This window comes from Bacillus sp. N3378-2at (genome assembly GCF_033412715.1).
Classification (GTDB): Bacteria; Bacillota; Bacilli; order Bacillales; family Bacillaceae; genus Bacillus; species Bacillus subtilis.
In genome coordinates, this window is the sequence record NZ_CP117986.1 from 3391999 (window position 1) to 3411591 (window position 19593).

The 19593-nt window shown below is 45.0% G+C and carries 16 protein-coding genes; 12 read left to right on the forward strand and 4 right to left on the reverse strand.

All coding sequences use genetic code 11. The features are described 5' to 3' along the window. The first annotated feature begins 213 nt into the window (after positions 1–213). The 4 genes from PUN35_RS18130 to hag all read left to right on the forward strand — a co-directional run bounded on the left by PUN35_RS18130 (position 214) and on the right by hag (position 6656). On the forward strand, positions 214–444 hold the full coding sequence (locus tag PUN35_RS18130) for a CsbA family protein (RefSeq protein ID WP_003228053.1): 231 nt from the start codon (positions 214–216) through the stop codon (positions 442–444). Between the two features lie 185 nt (positions 445–629). Continuing rightward, positions 630–2615, forward strand: a complete 1986-nt coding sequence (gene uvrB / locus PUN35_RS18135) for an excinuclease ABC subunit UvrB (RefSeq protein ID WP_003228054.1) — start codon at positions 630–632, stop codon at positions 2613–2615. Positions 2616–2622: 7 nt separating this feature from the next. Beyond that, the gene (gene uvrA, locus PUN35_RS18140; protein WP_014481031.1) at positions 2623–5496 is read left to right on the forward strand and encodes an excinuclease ABC subunit UvrA; all 2874 of its coding nucleotides are present in this window, start codon (positions 2623–2625) and stop codon (positions 5494–5496) included. 338 nt (positions 5497–5834) lie between these two features. Further along, positions 5835–6656 (forward strand): flagellin Hag, encoded by an 822-nt coding sequence (hag, locus tag PUN35_RS18145; protein WP_029318328.1) that lies wholly within the window; start codon positions 5835–5837, stop codon positions 6654–6656. A gap of 193 nt (positions 6657–6849) precedes the next feature. Here the strand turns inward: hag and PUN35_RS18150 are convergent, their stop codons facing one another. Then, entirely contained in the window at positions 6850–7080 is a 231-nt protein-coding gene (locus PUN35_RS18150; RefSeq protein ID WP_003235419.1) for a hypothetical protein, read from the reverse strand. 217 nt (positions 7081–7297) lie between these two features. Here PUN35_RS18150 and yvlA point away from each other — a divergent pair, with 217 nt between their 5' ends. The 6 genes from yvlA to PUN35_RS18180 all read left to right on the forward strand — a co-directional run bounded on the left by yvlA (position 7298) and on the right by PUN35_RS18180 (position 14958). After that, a complete protein-coding gene (gene yvlA / locus PUN35_RS18155) occupies positions 7298–7624 on the forward strand; it encodes a protein YvlA (RefSeq protein ID WP_003244375.1) in 327 nt (108 codons plus the stop codon). A 24-nt stretch (positions 7625–7648) separates the two neighbouring features. Further along, positions 7649–8746: a DUF4097 family beta strand repeat-containing protein gene (locus PUN35_RS18160; RefSeq protein ID WP_014481027.1), complete on the forward strand. Its 1098-nt coding sequence runs from the start codon at positions 7649–7651 to the stop codon at positions 8744–8746. 4 nt (positions 8747–8750) lie between these two features. Beyond that, the gene (locus PUN35_RS18165) at positions 8751–8948 is read left to right on the forward strand and encodes a PspC domain-containing protein (RefSeq protein ID WP_003228065.1); all 198 of its coding nucleotides are present in this window, start codon (positions 8751–8753) and stop codon (positions 8946–8948) included. Position 8949: 1 nt separating this feature from the next. Then, on the forward strand, positions 8950–9309 hold the full coding sequence (locus PUN35_RS18170) for a phage holin family protein (protein ID WP_003228066.1): 360 nt from the start codon (positions 8950–8952) through the stop codon (positions 9307–9309). A 126-nt stretch (positions 9310–9435) separates the two neighbouring features. Further along, positions 9436–10788, forward strand: coding sequence for an IS1182 family transposase (locus PUN35_RS18175; protein ID WP_014478984.1), 1353 nt, complete (start codon positions 9436–9438; stop codon positions 10786–10788). Positions 10789–11088: 300 nt separating this feature from the next. Next, entirely contained in the window at positions 11089–14958 is a 3870-nt protein-coding gene (locus PUN35_RS18180; protein ID WP_014481025.1) for a lamin tail domain-containing metallophosphoesterase family protein, read from the forward strand. A gap of 21 nt (positions 14959–14979) precedes the next feature. Here the strand turns inward: PUN35_RS18180 and nagR are convergent, their stop codons facing one another. From nagR to nagA, 3 genes are read right to left on the reverse strand one after another with little or no spacing between them, the layout of a single operon-like run. Further along, complete coding sequence (gene nagR / locus PUN35_RS18185; RefSeq protein WP_003228089.1) at positions 14980–15711, reverse strand: N-acetylglucosamine utilization transcriptional regulator NagR; 732 nt, start codon at positions 15709–15711, stop codon at positions 14980–14982. 17 nt (positions 15712–15728) lie between these two features. Then, on the reverse strand, positions 15729–16457 hold the full coding sequence (gene nagB / locus PUN35_RS18190) for a glucosamine-6-phosphate deaminase (RefSeq protein ID WP_014481024.1): 729 nt from the start codon (positions 16455–16457) through the stop codon (positions 15729–15731). Continuing rightward, a complete protein-coding gene (gene nagA, locus PUN35_RS18195; protein ID WP_014481023.1) occupies positions 16454–17644 on the reverse strand; it encodes an N-acetylglucosamine-6-phosphate deacetylase in 1191 nt (396 codons plus the stop codon). The genes nagB and nagA overlap by 4 nt, the downstream gene beginning before the upstream one ends. A gap of 181 nt (positions 17645–17825) precedes the next feature. Between nagA and hprK the strand changes: the two genes are divergently transcribed. Then, positions 17826–18758, forward strand: a complete 933-nt coding sequence (gene hprK / locus PUN35_RS18200) for an HPr(Ser) kinase/phosphatase (protein WP_003228097.1) — start codon at positions 17826–17828, stop codon at positions 18756–18758. A 13-nt stretch (positions 18759–18771) separates the two neighbouring features. Beyond that, on the forward strand, positions 18772–19581 hold the full coding sequence (lgt, locus tag PUN35_RS18205) for a prolipoprotein diacylglyceryl transferase (RefSeq protein ID WP_003242661.1): 810 nt from the start codon (positions 18772–18774) through the stop codon (positions 19579–19581). Positions 19582–19593: the final 12 nt, after the last annotated feature.

Below are 19593 nucleotides of genomic sequence, written 5' to 3' on the forward strand. Positions count from 1 at the left end.
GGCGGCGGACTTGATGATGTAATAAAAAAAGTGCCGCTGATTAGAACAGCGGCACCATGGAATAAGTTTTGACCGGCACCAAAATGCAAATATGGTGATTGATTTTGGCTGAAAAGGGGTATGGTGTAGGAGAGGGAGCGAATGCACGATTGTCCGATTCTTCATTTTTTACTATAATCAGATCAGATGAAGAATCCCTGAGGAGGGTTTTTGTTGATTACAAAAGCCGTTTTTGCATTGTTTTTCCCTTTTATGCTTGTTGTTCTATTTACTAGAGTCACCTTTAATCATTATGTGGCGATCGCTTTAACAGCTGCATTGCTGTTTGCCTCTTATTTAAAAGGCTATACAGAAACGTATTTTATTGTAGGATTGGATGTTGTGTCTCTTGTGGCTGGCGGACTGTACATGGCCAAAAAAGCTGCAGAGAAAAAAGAAGAATAAATCGGACATAATGAATATAAAGACTGAATACCTGCTTTTACGATTTAAAAGCAGGTTTTTTATACACAAAAACAGCTGGAAATAAAAAACCACCGAACTTTAGTTCGTATTTTTAGTGATTTTGCTTTCCATTGTGTTACTATATCTATAGGAAGATTTCGTTAAAGAAACGGAGGCTTATTTTTGTGAAAGATCGCTTTGAGTTAGTCTCGAAATATCAGCCCCAGGGAGATCAGCCGAAAGCCATTGAAAAGCTTGTAAAAGGAATTCAGGAGGGCAAGAAGCATCAGACTCTGCTGGGTGCGACAGGAACTGGGAAAACATTTACGGTGTCTAATTTGATTAAAGAAGTCAATAAGCCGACTCTCGTGATTGCCCATAACAAAACCCTTGCTGGACAGCTTTACAGTGAGTTCAAGGAATTTTTTCCGAACAATGCTGTCGAGTATTTTGTCAGCTACTATGATTATTATCAGCCGGAGGCGTATGTGCCTCAAACGGATACATTTATAGAGAAAGACGCTAGTATTAATGATGAAATTGATAAACTGAGACACTCCGCCACATCAGCTTTGTTTGAGCGCAGAGATGTCATTATTATTGCGAGTGTGTCTTGTATATACGGCCTCGGTTCGCCTGAGGAATACCGGGAAATGGTCGTGTCACTGCGGACTGAAATGGAAATTGAGCGCAATGAGCTGCTCAGAAAACTTGTAGACATCCAATATGCCCGCAACGATATCGACTTTCAGCGCGGTACATTTCGTGTGCGCGGGGATGTAGTGGAAATCTTTCCGGCATCCCGTGATGAGCATTGTATCAGAGTTGAATTTTTCGGTGACGAAATCGAACGGATTCGGGAAGTGGATGCGCTGACAGGAGAAATTCTCGGCGACCGAGATCATGTTGCGATTTTCCCGGCATCCCACTTCGTAACGCGGGCCGAGAAAATGGAGAAGGCGATTCAAAATATCGAGAAGGAGCTTGAGGAGCAGCTGAAGGTCATGCACGAAAACGGAAAGCTCCTTGAAGCGCAGCGTTTAGAGCAGCGGACAAGATATGATCTTGAAATGATGCGTGAAATGGGTTTCTGCTCCGGCATCGAGAACTATTCAAGACATTTGACTCTGCGGCCTCCAGGTTCAACGCCGTATACGCTTCTTGATTATTTCCCAGACGATTTTATGATCGTGGTGGATGAGTCGCATGTGACAATTCCCCAGGTGCGCGGCATGTTTAACGGAGACCAGGCGCGGAAACAGGTGCTCGTGGATCACGGCTTCCGGCTTCCATCAGCGCTTGATAACCGTCCGCTTCGTTTTGAGGAATTTGAAAAGCATATGCACAATATCGTGTATGTATCCGCAACACCAGGGCCGTACGAGATTGAACATACAGATGAAATGGTCGAACAGATCATTCGTCCGACGGGGCTTCTTGACCCGCTTATTGACGTCCGTCCAATCGAAGGTCAGATTGACGACTTGATCGGCGAAATTCAAGCAAGAATCGAGCGAAATGAACGGGTGCTTGTGACAACTTTGACGAAGAAGATGTCAGAGGATCTGACCGATTATTTAAAGGAAATCGGCATTAAAGTAAACTATCTGCATTCTGAAATCAAGACGCTTGAACGGATTGAAATTATCCGCGACCTGCGCCTTGGCAAGTACGATGTGCTTGTCGGCATCAACCTGCTGAGGGAAGGTTTGGACATTCCCGAAGTATCCCTTGTTGCGATTTTGGATGCGGATAAGGAAGGTTTCCTTCGTTCGGAGCGGTCGCTGATCCAGACCATCGGACGGGCAGCGAGAAATGCGGAAGGCCGCGTCATTATGTACGCCGATAAAATAACGAAGTCTATGGAAATTGCGATTAATGAAACAAAACGCCGCCGCGAGCAGCAGGAGCGGTTTAATGAAGAGCACGGCATTACGCCGAAAACGATAAATAAAGAAATTCGCGATGTCATTCGTGCCACAGTAGCAGCTGAGGATAAAGCGGAATACAAAACAAAAGCCGCGCCGAAGCTGTCGAAAATGACGAAGAAAGAACGCCAGAAAGTCGTTGAACAGATGGAGCATGAAATGAAGGAAGCCGCCAAGGCGCTTGACTTTGAGAGAGCCGCGGAGCTTCGCGATTTACTTTTAGAGCTAAAAGCGGAAGGATGATGAACAAATGGCTATGGATCGGATAGAGGTGAAGGGAGCCAGGGCGCATAACCTGAAAAATATAGATGTGACGATTCCGAGAGATCAGCTTGTCGTTGTCACGGGTTTGTCCGGATCAGGTAAATCCTCCCTTGCCTTTGACACGATATATGCTGAAGGACAGAGACGGTATGTCGAGTCGCTGTCTGCCTATGCCCGCCAGTTTTTAGGGCAAATGGATAAGCCGGATGTGGATGCAATTGAGGGGCTCTCTCCCGCCATCAGCATTGATCAGAAAACAACGAGCCGCAATCCGAGGTCTACTGTCGGTACGGTAACTGAGATTTATGATTATCTGCGTCTTTTATATGCGAGAGTAGGGAAGCCTCATTGTCCGGAACACGGAATTGAGATTACATCCCAGACCATCGAGCAAATGGTGGACAGAATTCTGGAATACCCGGAACGGACGAAGCTTCAGGTGCTGGCGCCGATTGTATCGGGCCGAAAAGGCGCTCATGTCAAAGTGCTTGAACAGATTAGGAAACAAGGCTATGTCAGAGTCAGAATTGACGGCGAGATGGCTGAGCTTTCCGACGATATCGAATTAGAAAAGAACAAGAAGCATTCCATTGAGGTAGTCATTGACCGGATTGTCGTGAAAGAAGGCGTGGCAGCCCGGCTGTCAGATTCATTGGAAACGGCGCTTCGTTTAAGTGAAGGACGGGTTATGATCGATGTCATCGGTGAGGAAGAGCTGATGTTCAGCGAGCATCATGCCTGTCCGCACTGCGGATTTTCAATTGGTGAACTTGAGCCGCGTCTGTTTTCGTTTAACAGTCCGTTCGGGGCGTGTCCGACGTGTGACGGTCTCGGAATGAAGCTTGAAGTGGATGCCGATCTTGTCATCCCCAATCAAGATTTGTCATTGAAGGAGAATGCGGTCGCCCCTTGGACACCGATCAGCTCACAATATTATCCTCAGCTGCTTGAGGCAGCCTGCACCCACTACGGGATTGATATGGATGTGCCGGTCAAAGATTTGCCGAAGCATCAACTGGATAAAGTGCTGTACGGCAGCGGAGATGACCTGATTTATTTCAGATATGAAAATGATTTTGGACAAATCCGTGAAGGTGAAATTCAATTTGAAGGCGTATTGCGCAACATTGAAAGACGCTATAAGGAGACAGGCTCTGATTTCATCCGTGAGCAGATGGAGCAGTATATGTCTCAGAAGTCTTGTCCGACGTGCAAAGGCTATCGGTTAAAGAAAGAGGCGCTTGCCGTACTGATTGACGGCCGCCACATCGGAAAAATTACCGAGCTGTCTGTCGCCGACGCACTTGCCTTCTTTAAAAACCTTACCCTTTCTGAGAAGGATATGCAGATCGCCAATTTGATTTTGCGCGAAATTGTGGAGCGCTTAAGCTTTCTGGACAAAGTCGGCCTCGATTACCTGACATTGAGCAGGGCAGCGGGTACATTGTCCGGGGGAGAGGCGCAGCGCATCAGGCTGGCGACTCAAATTGGCTCGCGCTTATCCGGTGTGCTTTATATTTTAGATGAGCCGTCTATCGGTCTGCATCAGCGTGATAACGACCGCTTGATCAGCGCTCTGAAAAATATGAGAGACCTCGGGAACACGCTGATTGTTGTCGAACATGATGAGGACACGATGATGGCAGCAGATTATTTAATAGATATTGGACCGGGAGCCGGTATTCACGGCGGACAGGTGATATCTGCGGGTACGCCGGAAGAAGTGATGGAAGATCCAAACTCATTAACGGGCAGCTATTTATCAGGGGAAAAGTTTATCCCATTGCCTCCTGAAAGAAGAAAGCCGGACGGACGTTACATTGAAATTAAAGGTGCTTCAGAAAACAACTTGAAAAAAGTGAATGCCAAGTTCCCGCTTGGGACGTTTACAGCAGTTACAGGTGTTTCCGGTTCAGGGAAGAGTACACTCGTTAATGAAATTTTGCATAAGGCGCTGGCGCAAAAGCTTCATAAAGCGAAAGCGAAGCCCGGCAGCCATAAAGAGATTAAAGGTTTGGATCATTTAGACAAAGTCATTGACATTGACCAGGCGCCAATTGGAAGAACGCCGAGATCCAACCCTGCGACATACACCGGTGTATTTGATGACATTCGTGATGTATTCGCGCAGACAAATGAAGCGAAGGTCCGCGGCTATAAAAAAGGCCGTTTCAGCTTCAACGTGAAGGGCGGACGATGTGAAGCCTGCCGCGGAGACGGGATTATTAAAATTGAAATGCACTTCCTTCCTGACGTATACGTTCCATGCGAGGTGTGTCACGGCAAACGCTATAACCGTGAAACGCTTGAAGTGACGTACAAAGGAAAAAGCATCTCTGATGTGCTTGATATGACGGTTGAAGATGCTCTTCCTTTCTTTGAAAATATCCCGAAAATCAAACGCAAGCTCCAAACCCTTTATGATGTTGGTTTAGGTTATATTACGCTCGGCCAGCCGGCGACGACCTTGTCAGGCGGAGAAGCGCAGCGCGTGAAGCTCGCGTCAGAGCTGCACAAACGCTCGACCGGACGCACGCTCTACATTTTAGATGAGCCGACGACAGGTTTGCATGTCGACGATATCGCCAGGCTTCTTGTCGTGCTGCAACGGTTGGTAGACAACGGAGACACTGTACTGGTTATTGAGCACAACCTTGATATCATTAAGACGGCCGATTACATTGTGGATTTGGGCCCGGAAGGCGGAGCCGGGGGCGGAACCATTGTCGCGTCTGGAACGCCTGAGGAAATCACTGAAGTTGAAGAATCGTATACAGGCCGTTATTTGAAGCCTGTTATCGAACGTGACAAAGCACGCATGAAATCGCTCTTGAAAGCGAAAGAAACAGCTACATCTTAAAACCCTCTGTTAAGAGGGGACAGCTTGTCAGCAAGTCCATCCTTGGGCTTAGCAGGCAAGCTTTTTCTTTACGGCATAATAGGTTTAGAATCGTCTTTGGGTAAAATTTCTTTGGGAAAACGCCTAAACATTTACAAATTGCTGTCGATATATGAATTGAAAGGCGGATGATGATTTCCAAATTAAGCAGACAAACCCTATTAAGGGGCTTAAAGGCATCCTTAATCAATAACTGAATTTACATAGGTTAGAAGCTTTATTGGAATCTGATACGCCAGAAATCAAAGAAAAGGAAGTCTTTGATTTCAAAAACATATACACATGGAGGTATTTTTCACATGAGAATCAACCACAATATTGCAGCGCTTAACACATTAAACCGTTTGTCTTCAAACAACAGCGCGAGCTCAAAAAACATGGAGAAACTTTCTTCAGGTCTTCGCATCAACCGTGCGGGAGATGACGCAGCGGGTCTTGCGATTTCTGAAAAAATGAGAGGACAAATCAGAGGTCTTGAAATGGCTTCTAAAAACTCTCAAGACGGAATTTCTCTTATCCAAACAGCTGAGGGTGCATTGACTGAAACCCATGCAATCCTTCAACGTATGCGTGAACTTACTGTTCAAGCAGGAAACACAGGTACACAGCAAACTGAAGATTTAACTGCAATTAAAGATGAAATGGATGCTTTAACTGAAGAGATCGATGGAATTTCTCAACGTACTGAATTTAACGGAAAAAAACTTTTAGACGGTAGTGAAACAGCAGGATTTACATTCCAAATTGGTGCAAATGCTGGCCAAAATATTAATGTTACAATTGGCAACATGGATGCAACAACTTTAGGAGTAAAAGGTATCGATGTTTCAGCAGATGATTTTAGTTTTGACACTGAGATTGTTAAAATCGATAGTGCAATTACAAGTGTTTCAAACCAACGTGCTAAACTTGGTGCGGTACAAAACCGTCTAGAGCACACAATCAACAACCTTGGTGCTTCTTCTGAAAACCTGACAGCTGCTGAGTCTCGTATCCGTGACGTTGACATGGCGAAAGAAATGAGCGATTTCACAAAGAACAACATTCTTTCTCAAGCTTCTCAAGCGATGCTTGCTCAAGCAAACCAACAGCCGCAAAACGTGCTTCAATTGTTACGTTAATTTTGAACGGCTATCTCTTTCTGATAGTTACAGCTTGCCGACTCCATTAACTGGATGTGCCGGCAGGCTTTTTTTGTTACAATCATTTTGTGACAGCCAGGGAATCACTGTTTTTTCAAAACAAAAAAGGCAAGATATTGTCATCTAACCTTTAGCTTTGTTTCAGTTATAATGAATGATATGTTTTCCGCAATTACAAAGTCTTCTTATACAGCTGCTTACTTACACTCATTAAATCTTGAACAATATGCGTGTTGCTGCTGTCGAGCAGCACTTTTATATATTGGATATCGTGAGAGATCGGGAAGGGTCCGTGAATCTGCTCAAGCTCGGCGATCATTTCACGATTCATTCTTTTTTGTTCATGAATCAGCTTTAACACTGATTCTTGTGTTACTGTATAGTCACTGGGATCTTTCTCCATTGCTTGTCCAGCCTCCTTGGTTGCCGTAAGCTTTTTACATATTGTAATCGGTATAGCCGGAAGATTCTACTTCTAAAACTTTTTAAAATCCAATTTCCGTAAATTGGAGCATGTCTAAAGAATGAATTTGAAACCTGAAGAGATTTTAAACGTATAAATAAGTAAAACGTCCCTGATCTTTTGTCATGGACAATTCACAATAGGAGTGTGGAATGAATTGAACCGTAATCAAGCTATTATTGCATCACTTTGTTATTTCAGTGTGTTCATTGCGCCAATCATTGTGCCGATTGTCGCTTATTTTGTTGTAAATGAGAAAGAAACAAAACGCCATGCGATACGCTCCCTTATTTCTCACATAGTTCCGTTTGTCGGCTGGCTGTTCCTTTTTATTGCTTTACTTGGCGGAGCCGTTGCGATTGATGGAGACAGCTTGCTTCCTGTATTTGTAATCATTGGGGGAGCGGTTATTTATTTCTTGGTTGTCATTGGCATTATCATTTGGAATGTGATTCAGGGCATTAAGGTCCTGCGTGCAGCATAAGTAGACAATGGGGAGGAGATCGTAATGATGCAAGAAAAGGAACGAATCCTTAAGCTTGTTGAGGAAGGAAAGCTTACAGCACAAGAAGCTTTGACACTGATTGAAAAGCTTGACAGCGACTACAAGGAAAAAGAAGAGAAAATCACAGCGCTCTCAGTTCACGTTCATGACGAGGAAGAGCCATTTACAACGGCAAAAAAAGAAAGCGGCAAGCCGTCTTTAGGAGCCAAGCTGTTTGACTGGATTGATTCTGCTGTGAAAAAGGTCAAGGAAGTTGACCTTGATTTAAACTTTGGCCATGCGTATGATGTTCAGCACATTTTTCAATTTAAAGATACTGACTTTTCCAGTGTTGAGCTGCAAATTGCGAATGGCAGCGTGAATATCGTCCCTTGGGAAGATGACGATATCAGAGCGGAATGCCAGGCGAAGGTATATCGCGCTGACAGCCAGGATGCGGCGAGACACGCATTTCTTCAGCATATTGAATGTGAAATCAAAGGAAATAAATTTTTTATCCGTACTGAGAAAAAGACGATGAAAACGAATGTCACTTTGTATATTCCTCAGAAGGAGTATGATAAGATTCGGGTGAAGCTGTTTAACGGTCCGGTCAGAGGGGAACATTTACATGTAAAAGAGTTCTCAGCGAAAACGACAAACGGCGTGCTGTCGTTCTCGCACTTAACAGCCGAAAAAGCCATAGCTGAAACGGCCAACGGGCAAATTAAACTCGCCAGCCACAGCTGCGGAACGATAGAAGCGGAAACCATTAACGGATTGATCGATCTCCGAGGGAAAAGCGAATCCATTGACGTTCAAAGCTTTAACGGAAATATTGCGATTAACGTAACAGAATCAGACTGCCGCTCCATTTATGCAAAAACAACGACTGGAAGTGTGGAGCTTGCGATTCCGGACGATCTCGCAGTGAAGGCAGAGCTGAAAAGCAATCTTGGTTCGCTGTCCCATGAATTAATGGATGTTGAGATGCTGAAGGAAAAAAATGATACCATTCAAAAAGAAATGATGTTCACTTCAAATCAGGCACATGATCAAAACATCACCGTCTTCTCAGAATCACTAACAGGCGCCATCAAACTAAAGTACTCACAGAGGTGATCGAATGAATAAGCTTTATCGCTCAGAAAAAAATAAGAAAATCGCCGGTGTTATCGGAGGTCTCGCGGAATATTTCAATTGGGACGCATCACTCCTCAGAGTCATAACTGTCATCTTAGCCATTATGACAAGTGTCTTGCCGGTTTTGCTCATTTATATCATTTGGATTTTTATCGTCCCGTCAGAAAGGGATATGAAATGACATGGTAAAATGGGCAGTCAGCATTTTAGTCAATGCATTGTTATTAATCGTCATTGATGGATATATTGACTCCATCCATATCAGCAGCATTGGGGCAGCGATTATCGCCAGCCTCATTTTATCGATCTTAAACGTGCTGATTAAACCGCTTTTAATTATCTTTACACTGCCGGTCACCATGGTGACGCTTGGACTCTTCTTGTTTGTGATTAACGCCATCACGCTTATGATGACCGCGTCCATTATGGGTGACAGCTTTCAAATCGACGGCTTCGGCACAGCGATATGGGCATCCGTTATCCTGTCGGTCTTCCATTTGCTGATTCAAAAAGGCATTTTAGAGCCGCTTAGAAAAAAATAAAAAAAAGCTGCCCGCAAAGGCAGCTTCAGGCTGTCGAGAAAATCTCGACAGCCTTTATTTTTCTTTAAAATATCCATTCTTCTGTAATAAAATAAAAGAAAGACTTAAAAGGACGGTGTCTTTCTCATGTTCCACACAAGAAACTCTTCTCAAAACACAGCCGAATTTGTTCTGCTTGACCAACTCGTTGAAGAGGATCACCTGCTTCGGAAAATTGATAAACACATAGACTTCTCTTTCATCATTGAAAAGGTGAAACCTTACTACAGTGAAAACAAAGGCCGCCCCTCACTTGATCCGCTTATTTTATTTAAAATGATGTTTATCGGATACCTCTATGGTATCCGTTCAGAAAGACAGCTTGAAAAAGAAATTTACTACAATATGGCGTACAGATGGTTTCTCGGATTGAACATAAACGACCCGGTTCCACACCACTCCACCATCAGCTGGAACAGACGCACACGCTTTAAAGATACAACCATCTTCCAAGACATTTTTGATGAGATCGTTCTTCAGGCCATCAATCATGACATGGTGGGCGGACGAGTCCTATTCACCGACTCCACACACCTTAAAGCCAATGCCAACAAGCATAAATACACAAGAAAAACAATTGCGCAGGATACCCAAAACTATATCAAGGATTTAAATGAAGCCATTCAAGAGGATCGGGAGGAACACGGAAAAAAACCATTAACAGCCAAAGAGGAGGTGAAAGCTGAAAAAGAGATCCGCCACAGTACAACCGATCCGGAAAGTGGCTATCTGTATCGTGAAAACAAACCAGAAGGTTTTTTCTATTTAGATCACCGCACAACAGATATGAAATACAACATTATCACCGATGCCTACGTCACACCTGGAAATGTCCATGATTCTGTGCCTTATCTTGACCGATTAGACCACCAAATCGCACGATTTGGTTTTCAAGTAGAAGCCGTCGCCCTTGATTCCGGATATTTAACGACTCCGATCTGTAAAGGATTATCTGACCGCCAAATCTTTGGTGTCATCGCACATAGACGTTATCACCCTATCCGAGGCTTGTTTCCAAAATGGAAATTTCATTATGACAGTGAACAAGACAGATACATTTGTCCAAATCACCAAACACTTACATACTCAACAACTGACCGAAAAGGCTACCGGTCATATAAATCAAATCCTGAAATATGTTCCTCATGCCCACTGCTTGAAAACTGTACAAAATCAAAGAATCGGCAGAAAGTGATTACTCGACATGTATGGGAAGATCATAAAGAAAAGGTCAGACAAAATCGCTTGTCTGTTTCAGGAAAAAACCTCTACAAAAAAAGAAAAGAAAAAATAGAGCGAAGCTTTGCAGATTCAAAACAGCTGCATGGGCTTCGCTATTGCAGGTTGAGGGGAAAACGAAATGTGAGTGAACAAGTTCTCCTCACAGCCGCATGCCAGAACATGAAGAAGATTGCCACATACCTAGCCAAGCAGGGCTAGGCATGTGGGAGCGCTTTTTCTGCATCTGAAACCTGATGAATATCTAAAGAAACTGTATAAAACAAAAAAGCTTGTAGAAAAAACGTCGTTTTCTCTACAAGCTGAAGCTGCCCGCAAAGGCAGCTTTTTTACATGTTCTGCAGCCTCCTTAAAAAATTGTGAAGTGAAGTGTTCGCTTTTTGTCAGCAGTCCCGCGTATATGTCGTATACCATCTGCTTTGTCAGATTGGATATTGTTTAAAAATGAACTCATAAGCTTCCCTGTTCAGACGCAAAATACATGAAAAGGGAGGTGCTTTGATGAGGAAATACACGGTTATTGCTTCTATATTACTGTCTTTTCTTTCCGTTTTGTCTGGCGGCCATCATGAATCGAAAGCTTTTCCTGTTGTACAGCAGGAACTATTTCAAACGCCTCATTACATACCCTTGCTTGAAAATCCTCCTCAAATTGATGTGAAAGCTGAAATGAGAAGCAATCTAATGATTGAGGCTCAAGTTCGCGATAATTCGTATCAAGCATTTTCCGCCTTTCTTTTTTATAAACAAAGTAATGAGCTGGGCTACAAAATGGTGCCGATGGACCCGACCCCCGGAGCGGTCCGCAAGTTTTTGGCACAAATTCCGAAACGTTTGATTTGGAACAGCGAGCTTGAGTATTACATTGTGATGTCGAATGGGAAGCAGCGGGTTGAGTCGGAGACGAAGAAACTGAAGCTTGAAGGATACCAGGCTGACCTTGCCCATATTCCGGAGCTTCTGATCACAGAGCTGGCGGTTGATACGAAGAATATAGGACGCGCAGACGGTTATGAATTTATTGAGATTTTTAATACGACTGACAGAACGATTGATTTTAAAGACTACCATATCCGTTACCGCTACCCAAAAGAAGGGCCTGACTCCGATCTGATTTGGAGACCTGATGAAAGGATCTTGATACCATCCGGCGAAACGTTTGTCGTCTGGCTGAAGCCTGCCGGGCATCCAGAATTGACGTCAGAGGATTTCAATCGTTATTATCAGACACAACTAAAAGAAGGAAAAAATCTCGCGGTGATAGACGAGACAGAGGGTATGGCCAATACGAGGCCGCGGGCCGTTGTGATATCAACGAATACAGGAAAGGACATTTCGGTTGCGCATTATCGGAAACATGCGCTGCGCCGGCTGTCATCAGTGCTTTATAAGTATCCGTTGAACGGAACCGCAGAACTTCTGAACATTTCAATCGGGGAAAAGAATCCGTCTCCCGGAACCGTATTACAGGCACAGGTGCCCGAGCAGAAACGGAAAATCAAGCTCGATAAAGAAAAGCCGGTCATTGAGGATTTGACTGACCGCAAGCCTGTCCGCCCTGCTGAAAGCATTGAGCTGCGGGCTGACATACGGGACCGAAGTCTAGTGAAAACAGCGGCCTTTTACTACCGGACGGATGAGAACAAACCGTTTAAGCGAATTCTTGCTGAAAAAGACCGCAACGATAATCTCTACCATTATATTGTGTATTCGCCTGAATTGATCGGGAAGGATCAGCTAGAGTATTATGTGGCGGCCGGGGACGGGATCAATGAAGCGAGAACGCCGGTCAAAATGATTGATATTAAACAAACAAGCAAGGCGCACGGTCTGCGGATGAATATTGAAAACAGAGACACGCTGTCGGGAACTCAATTTCTCAAAGCCACGACAGAAGGGCGAGCTGACAGCATTAAGCTGTGGATTGACGGGAAAAAACAAGTGACAGAGCCCGCGATGGAAAAAGAAGTATATTTTGCATTCGATACGAGGAAAACGAACCTTTATTTTAAAAACGCGGTAACGATGGAAGGCAAAGTGCTGAAGGTGTTCGATGATACAACAAATAAATACCGCACCTATTCTGTTCCATTGCCAGAGACACTGCTTCGGAAAGGGAAGCAGCTGCAGCGTATTACGATACGTTCAGGTTCGAAGGTGTCTCCGTTTGATACGGCTGAAAACCGTGATGACTTCTTAGTCAAAAACGCCCGATTGGTGTTATCGGATGGAACGGTGATCAGAGATCAGAGGGTGTCTCCTGAGAAGGAACTCTTTATTGGCGATAATCAGCGCTCGAATAAAAGCTGGCAATTTCAGTTCAATCTGCCTGACGGACTATTTACATCACAGCTGCTGGAGTGGGATACATCAAAGCTTTCTGAAGGCGCTCACCATATTCAAGCAAGCGACGGCAAGGAAAATGTCAGCCTGGTTGTACGGGTAGATAATTCAGGACCTCACATTGAGCCGAATATCACCGAGGGGCAAACGTATAAAGGAAACCTTATCCTGCAGGCGGATATGTATGATAAATGGAGCAAAATTGAGGAAGCGGAAGCGTCTTTAGATGGAGAAAGCATTACACTCCCATATCATACATCATCTTCTGACCTTTTGCCGGGAAAACATTCTCTAAAAGTGACAGCAACGGATCTCGCGGGCAATAAAACAGTGATTGAGAGGATATTTAAAACCGAACGAGAGCATCCGGACCAGCCGGAGGTTATAGACAGCGAAGCCGACACGCATAAGGCCAAGCTTTCTGTACGGGTGAAAGATCCGACGAATGACGCCATGGATGTTGGTTTTTATAGGGGATTTCAATATACAGCGCGCAATCATGTGAAAATATTTAAGCACGCGTCACTGACTGAACCGCCGAAAAGCTTTGTGCCGGAAAGGGAGACCCCATTTACGAATAAAGAATTGGAGCGGGTATCAGCTGCTGATGGAAAAACAGTATCGACAGAAAACAAAGAGCTTTTCCCTTATCATCGCTTTGAAGTGACGGTTGATCCATCAATTGATGAGAATGATCTGGCAGAAGCGGTCTGGAAGGGCAGTTCTTTGCCGGGGAGAAAGGTGACGATGTATGCTTGGAATTATCGGACAAACGAATGGCAGCCTGTTGACAGCTTCGTCGCGAAGGATGACAAACCGTTTACGCTGAAAGCGTCTGTGATTGCCGCCGATTTTGTACGGGAGTCGAAAATGAATGTGATTGTACAGGATGAAATTCCTCCTGCGAAGGATATGTACACATTTGTCTGGATGTCTGATACACAGTATTACGCCGAAAGCTATCCGCATATTTTTGATAAACAGACCGAATGGATAAAAGATAATCAAAAGCAGCTCAATATCAAATATGTGTTCCACACGGGTGATATTGTAGATGATTCCGCCGATATCAGACAGTGGAAAAACGCTGATCGGTCAATGTCCGTTCTGGATAAGAGCGGAATTCCTTACGGAGTGCTGGCCGGCAATCACGATGTCGGACATAAGGACGGCTCCTACAGGGTGTTTGGCAAATATTTTGGCAGCGATCGTTTTGATAAAAAATTGCATTATGGCGGTTCCTATAAAAATAACCGCGGACATTATGACCTGATTTCTAGCAACGGCAATGATTATATCATGCTGTACATGGGATGGGGCATTACGGATGAAGACATCGCGTGGATGAATCAGGTGCTGAAGAAACACCCTGACCGGATGGCCATTTTAGCTTTTCATGAGTATTTGCTGGTCAGCGGAAACAGAAGCCCAATCGGAGAGAAAATATTCAAAGAAATCGTAAAGCCGAACCCGAATGTCGTGATGGTATTGAGCGGGCATTATCATAGTGCGATGAGAAAAACAGATGAGCTGGATGATGATGGTGATGGGAAGCCGGATCGTCTTGTGCATCAAATGCTGGCCGATTATCAGGGCGGGCCAGAAGGCGGTCAAGGGTATTTGCGTTTGCTTCAATTTGACCAGGCCAATGACATGGTGCACGTATCGACGTATTCTCCGTATGTAAAGGATAAGAATTACTATGATACGGATACCTATGGCAACAAGGATGAATTTTCCCTTTCGCTTGATTTGAAGCCAAGAATCAAAAAGGTGGAAACCGATTATTTTGAATGTAACGTATATACCAATGAAGAGCTCGGAAAACGGGAGCAAGTGAAGAGCGGGGATACAGCTGAATTCCGCTGGGATCATCTTGAACCGCAGTCTGTTTATTATTGGTACATTATAGTGGAAGACAGTTTTAATGGCAAAACGAAATCACCGATCTGGAAGTTCAAGACGAAAAAAGAGACATATCGTCCGGCACCAGACCAGTTTGATTTTCGCCATGTCTCCAATCCTTAAAAAGGGTTGGAGGCTTTTTTTTTATGAAAGACGATCCATATAGTGGACAAATGTATAACGGTCGCCTCTGTATACAGATTTTGCATGCTCAAAAGCAGTTCCGTTCTGCAGATATGTTGTTCGTTTGATTAATAGGACAGGCGCTCCCTTTTGAATACCAAGAATGTTCGCTTCTTCCGTGGTGGCAGCGCTTGGCTCAAGCTCCTGTTTTGCACGGGAAATCGGTATGCTGTTGTACCTTTCAATATGATCATAGATCGACGACTGAAAATGCGATTCGTTCAATTCACCCGCAAGCTCAAACGGAATATGTGAGGACTCAATCGCCATTGGAATATCATTTGCCAGCCGCACCCGAGTGATTTTATGGATAGAGGAGGGGTGCCCGCAGCCTAATATAGCCGCGAGCTCCTCAGTTGAATCAATAAGCTGATAATCAATGAGCCTGCTGCCCGGTGTCATCCCGCGGCTTTTCATATCCTCGGTAAAGCTTGTCAGCCCTTGAAGTGCTTGTTCCATTTTTGGCTTGCTGACAAAGGTGCCCCGTCCTTTCAGGCGATAGAGCAAGCCTTCATTAACTAAATTAGAAAGCGCCTGGCGAACTGTCATCCGGCTGATCCCGAATTGTTCGGCATATTCGCGCTCGGAAGGAAGAGGCATATCCGGCTGCAGCTCTCCGTTCTTAATTTGGGTTTTTAATTGCTCCATAATCTGATAATAAATCGGAATAGGCGATTGTTTATTGATATTCATAAGTCAGCATGTTCCTTTCAAGGTCTTAATGACGCGGCTTCACGATCAATCAAAACCGTAACATCGGAATGCAGGTGCAAAGCAGATGCGGGAAAATCTTCGCTTATGTTTCCTTCTAACAGCTTACGAACAGCTTCCGCTTTGCTTTTTCCAGAAATGAGCAGCAGAATGCGCTTGCTTGAGAGTATCGTTTGAATTCCCATTGTGAGCGCTTTTTTCGGCACGCTGTCTATGGAAGGAAAATATCTGGCATTCGCTTGGCGGGTTTGCTCATTTAATGTCACAACATGAGTTCGCGACTTGAAAGACGTTCCCGGTTCGTTAAAGCCGATGTGCCCGTTTCGGCCGATGCCGAGAAGCTGAATGTCAGTGCCGCCGAGGGACTCGACTAGCTGTTCATACCGTCTGCATTCGGCTTCCAAATCGTCTGCATTTCCATTCGGAATAAAATGCCGGCTAGGCTTGCTGTCGATATGCTGAAATAAACGGTCATTCATATAGAAGTGATAGCTGTTCGGGGCGTTGCTTGAAAGTCCGGCGTACTCATCCAAATTAACTGTAGTGATGTTTTGAAATGAGAGATTCTCAGTTTGGTGCAGGCGGATCAGCTCGCGATACGTGCCTTCCGGTGTGCCGCCTGTCGCTAACCCGAGAACGGCATCAGGTTTTTCTTTGATTGTATCTGCCGTTATTCTGGCTGCTTTTTGGCTTAGCTCTTCATACGTTTGACATTCCATTACTTTCATATCTGGTCAGCCTCCTTGGATATAAATGCAATGTTTCCGCGGCAAATGGTGAGAATCACCTCGCAATCACTGCTGACAATCACCAAATCTGCATCTTTTCCCACAGTCACACTGCCTTTTCGGTCAAAGATGCCCAGCTGTTTGGCCGCGTTTGCAGAAGTTATATTAGCTATATCCGTCCAAGAGCAATTTGTAAACTCACGCATATGCCGTGCGCCTTCGTTCATTTTGAGGATCGAACCGGCAAGGGTTCCGTCTGAAAGAAGTGCTGTTCGTCCTCTTACCGTCACACTTTGGCCGCCAAACTCATATACGCCGTCTTTCAGGCCTTTTGCCCTCATGGAATCGGTAATTAAAATGAGCTTGCTGCTGCCTTTCGCCAAAAAAGCAAGCTTTGCAGCTAAAGGATGGGAGTGAATGCCATCGGCAATAAGCTCTGTCACAAACCCATCATGGGCCAGCGCCGTTCCGATCACTCCGGGCTCTCGGTGATGAAACGGGCTCATCGCGTTGTACAGATGAGTCATATGGCTCGCCCCTGCTTTTGCGGCATCCGACAGCAATGCGGAATCGGCATCCGTGTGCCCCATGGACGCGATAATCGATTCGTCTTTCAAATGGCGGATCAGTTCAAAATGCTGATCCTCCTCCGGCGCAAGTGTAACAATTTTGATCAGTCCGCCCGCCTCCTGCTGCCACTTTTTGAAAAGCGCAACATCCGAAGGCCTAATCCACTCCTTTGGCTGCGCTCCGGCTCTTTTAGGCGAAACAAAGGGGCCCTCTAAATGAATGCCGAGCAGTTCTGCACCTAATAAAGAGGACTCTTCAGCCGCTTTCCACTCTCTTGCGTTCACCAAAGCTTGAGAAATGTTCCCATGCTCTTGGGTAATCGTTGTGGCTAAAAAGCTCGTCGTGCCTTCTTCGGGCAGTCTTGACGACATGATGTCGAGCGTGGAAAAGCTAGCATCCATTGTATCTGCGCCATAGCCGCCGTGGATATGAATGTCAATCATGCCGGGAAGCAAAACGGAATCCGCAGGTGCTTGAATCTCTTTTGAATATGACTCCTTGGGCCGTTCTGTTGAGACTGTGCTGATTTTTCCGTCATTGATTCCGACATAGCCGTTTTTGATTACTTCATTTTCTGTCACGATCGCAATGTCTTTAATAAGAAGACTCTCTGCCATAGATGATCCGCCTTTCTGGAATTTGAATACCTTTATTTTACTCTTTTTCAGACTAGTGATCTAGACCAGCTGAGGTGTTTTCCCCCCTTTTATAAAATCTGTTTTAGGTTCAAGCCCGAAAGTGATAAAATGAAAGTATTGTGAGCAAGCTCGGGGCAGCCCGGAACAGGAGGAACATATCGTGGCAAAGGTTCGCACAAAAGACGTAATGGAACAGTTCAATTTGGAATTAATCAGCGGAGAAGAAGGAATTAACCGCCCGATTACAATGAGTGACCTATCAAGACCAGGCATTGAAATTGCCGGATATTTTACATATTACCCGAGAGAGCGCGTGCAGCTTCTCGGAAAAACAGAGCTTTCTTTCTTTGAACAGCTTCCTGAAGAGGAGAAAAAACAGCGAATGGATTCTCTGTGCACTGATGTAACACCAGCTATTATTCTTTCTAGAGATATGCCCATCCCGCAGGAGCTGATTGACGCATCCGAGAAAAATGGGGTGCCTGTCCTCAGATCGCCGCTGAAAACGACAAGACTGTCAAGCCGTTTAACCAACTTCCTTGAGAGCAGGCTGGCGCCTACCACGGCGATTCATGGCGTTCTTGTCGATATATATGGTGTCGGCGTGCTGATCACAGGAAAAAGCGGCGTCGGGAAAAGTGAAACAGCGCTGGAGCTTGTGAAAAGAGGGCATCGCCTTGTTGCCGATGATTGCGTTGAAATACGGCAGGAGGATCAGGATACTCTTGTGGGAAACGCTCCGGAATTAATTGAGCACCTTCTTGAGATCAGGGGCCTTGGCATTATCAATGTGATGACGCTATTTGGCGCTGGCGCGGTCAGAAGCAATAAACGAATCACGATTGTCATGAATCTTGAACTCTGGGAGCAGGGCAAGCAATACGACCGGCTCGGACTTGAGGAAGAGACCATGAAAATCATTGATACAGAAATTACAAAACTGACGATTCCCGTCCGCCCAGGCCGAAATCTTGCAGTCATCATTGAAGTGGCAGCAATGAACTTCAGATTGAAGCGGATGGGGCTGAATGCCGCTGAACAATTTACCAACAAGCTGGCGGACGTCATTGAAGACGGTGAACAAGAAGAATAGGAGTTGGCGTTAAATGAATGAAGCGATAGAACCACTCAATCCGATAGCATTTCAGCTGGGGCCGTTAGCCGTCCATTGGTACGGAATCATTATCGGTCTCGGTGCTTTGCTCGGGCTGTGGATTGCGATGAGGGAAAGTGAAAAACGGGGGCTGCAGAAAGATACGTTTATTGATCTTGTCCTGTTTGCCATTCCAATTGCGATTATTTGCGCGCGAATTTATTACGTTGCCTTTGAATGGGACTATTATGCGGCACATCCGGGAGAAATCATTAAGATTTGGAAGGGCGGCATTGCCATTCATGGCGGATTAATCGGCGCCATTTTAACGGGTTATGTGTTTTCGAGAGTGAAAAACCTTTCGTTCTGGAAGCTTGCGGACATTGCCGCGCCCAGCATTTTGCTCGGCCAGGCGATCGGGCGCTGGGGGAACTTCATGAATCAGGAAGCGCACGGCGAGGCTGTCAGCAGAGCCTTTTTAGAAAACCTGCACCTGCCTGAATTTATCATCAATCAAATGTATATCAATGGGCAATATTATCATCCTACTTTTTTATATGAATCACTATGGAGCTTTGTCGGCGTCATTGTTTTATTGCTGCTGCGCAGAGCGAATTTGCGTAGAGGCGAGATGTTCTTGATCTATATCATTTGGTATTCAATCGGAAGATACTTTATTGAAGGAATGCGGACTGACAGCTTAATGCTGACTGATTCACTTCGCATCGCTCAGGTGATTTCAATCGTATTAATTGTTTTGGCTGTGGCAGCCATCATCTTCAGACGCGTCAAGGGATACTCGAAGGAGCGGTACGCGGAGTAGACGTCAACAAAG

Excerpts from the sequence above, each read along its gene's own strand:
- lgt (WP_003242661.1), top strand. The coding sequence starts at position 18,772 with ATGAATGAAGCGATAGAACCACTCAATCCGATAGCATTTCAGCTGGGG.
- PUN35_RS18160 (WP_014481027.1), top strand. The coding sequence starts at position 7,649 with ATGATGCAAGAAAAGGAACGAATCCTTAAGCTTGTTGAGGAAGGAAAG.
- nagR (WP_003228089.1), bottom strand. The coding sequence starts at position 15,711 with ATGAATATCAATAAACAATCGCCTATTCCGATTTATTATCAGATTATG.
- PUN35_RS18170 (WP_003228066.1), top strand. The coding sequence starts at position 8,950 with ATGGTAAAATGGGCAGTCAGCATTTTAGTCAATGCATTGTTATTAATC.
- hag (WP_029318328.1), top strand. The coding sequence starts at position 5,835 with ATGAGAATCAACCACAATATTGCAGCGCTTAACACATTAAACCGTTTG.
- PUN35_RS18150 (WP_003235419.1), bottom strand. The coding sequence starts at position 7,080 with ATGGAGAAAGATCCCAGTGACTATACAGTAACACAAGAATCAGTGTTA.
- PUN35_RS18165 (WP_003228065.1), top strand. The coding sequence starts at position 8,751 with ATGAATAAGCTTTATCGCTCAGAAAAAAATAAGAAAATCGCCGGTGTT.
- uvrA (WP_014481031.1), top strand. The coding sequence starts at position 2,623 with ATGGCTATGGATCGGATAGAGGTGAAGGGAGCCAGGGCGCATAACCTG.
- nagB (WP_014481024.1), bottom strand. The coding sequence starts at position 16,457 with ATGAAAGTAATGGAATGTCAAACGTATGAAGAGCTAAGCCAAAAAGCA.
- nagA (WP_014481023.1), bottom strand. The coding sequence starts at position 17,644 with ATGGCAGAGAGTCTTCTTATTAAAGACATTGCGATCGTGACAGAAAAT.
- PUN35_RS18180 (WP_014481025.1), top strand. The coding sequence starts at position 11,089 with ATGAGGAAATACACGGTTATTGCTTCTATATTACTGTCTTTTCTTTCC.
- PUN35_RS18175 (WP_014478984.1), top strand. The coding sequence starts at position 9,436 with ATGTTCCACACAAGAAACTCTTCTCAAAACACAGCCGAATTTGTTCTG.